The following is a 1,295-nucleotide window of genomic DNA, read 5'->3' as shown; positions in this document are numbered from 1 at the left end:
CCCGACGGCACCGCGTCCTGGTCCCCGGACCCGGCACCGACGGCCCAGCTCCTGTCGACCGTCGCCCGCGACGCGGTCGACCTCTTCTCGGGCCCGTACGCCCACCGCATCCGCGAGTGCGCGGGCGACCGCTGCTACCTCCTCTTCGCCGACACCTCCCGCCCGGGCCGGCGCCGCTGGTGCTCGATGGAGCGCTGCGGCAACCGCCACAAGGTCCGTACGCTCAGAGCCCGTCGCGACGCGGACCGCTCCTGAGAGGATGCGGCACATGAAGAGAGTCGTCGCCCGGGCCTGGAAGCTCCTGCGCGGTCCTCTGCAGTGGCGCATCCTGTGGCTCACGCAGGCGAAGTTCATGGTCGGCGTGACGGGTGTGGTGCGCAACGAGCAGGGGCAGGTGCTGCTGCTCAAGCACCGGATGTGGCCGGACTCCCGGCCGTGGGGGCTGCCGACCGGCTTCGCGCTCAAGGGCGAGGAGTTCCCGCAGACCGTCGTCCGCGAGGTGCGCGAGGAGACCGGCCTCGACGTCGTACCCGGCCGGCTGGTCCGGGTGACCAGCGGCTACCGGCTCCGCACGGAGATCGCGTACGAGGCGCGGCACGTGGGCGGGACGCTCCGGCTCGACGGCTTCGAGATCCTGGCGGCGGACTGGTTCAGCCCGGACGCGCTCCCGGAGGGCCTCCAGGAGTCGCACGTCCGCCTGATCAGGGCGGACGCGGCGGCCTGACGCCTCAGCCCCAGGTGAGGGGGTCGAGGTGGAGGTAGAAGCGGAGGCGGTCGGGGTCCGGGGCGGTGCCGTAGTGCTCGGCGAACGCCGCGTCCCGGGCCCGGGCTTCGGCCTCGTCGGGCCACGTTTCGCGGGAGTTGGCCAGGAGCAGCGCCAGGTCCGCGTGGCGGTCGGCGAGTCCGAGGCGGCCCAGGTCGACGAAGCCCGCCACGTCCAGGGTGCCGGGGTCGAGGACGATGTTCGGCAGCGTGAGGTCGCCGTGGCAGACCACGGTGTCGTCCGCGGCCTGCTTGCGGCGCCCGGGGAGCTGCGGTTCGAGGCGGGCCAGCAACTCCGCGGCCGGGGTGTCCTGTTGCTCCTCGGGGAGGAAGTCGGGCTGCACCGCGCCGCGGGCGACGACGTCGCGGGCGGTGGCCATCACGTCGTCCAGGTCCCTGCGGTACGGGCAGTCGGCGGTCGGGAGCGCGTGCAGGGTGCGTACGGCCTCGGCGACGCGGCTCCAGCAGGCCCGCAGGTCGGCGGGCGGCAGTTGGTCCGCGGGGACGCCGGGGACGGCGGCGGTGACGAGGCG

The 1,295-nt window shown here is 74.4% G+C and carries 3 protein-coding genes; 2 read left to right on the top strand and 1 reads right to left on the bottom strand.

What is annotated here, in order from left to right:
• The coding region (locus H5J30_RS33845; RefSeq protein ID WP_181791618.1) for a CGNR zinc finger domain-containing protein at window positions 1-255 on the top strand (255 nt) is incomplete at its 5' end.
• Window positions 256-268: 13 nt separating this feature from the next.
• Window positions 269-724 (top strand): NUDIX domain-containing protein, encoded by a 456-nt coding sequence (locus tag H5J30_RS33840; protein WP_181791616.1) that lies wholly within the window; start codon window positions 269-271, stop codon window positions 722-724.
• A gap of 4 nt (window positions 725-728) precedes the next feature.
• Here H5J30_RS33840 and H5J30_RS33835 read toward each other — a convergent pair.
• Window positions 729-1,295, bottom strand: a 567-nt coding sequence (locus tag H5J30_RS33835; protein ID WP_181791614.1) for a phosphotransferase, incomplete at its 5' end; no start/stop codon positions are given.

The sequence above is a fragment of the Streptomyces phytophilus genome, from assembly GCF_013870535.1.
GTDB lineage: Bacteria > Actinomycetota > Actinomycetes > Streptomycetales > Streptomycetaceae > Streptomyces > Streptomyces phytophilus.
Note: the sequence above shows the minus strand (reverse complement) of the source record. Positions and strands in the feature narration are given on the sequence as shown.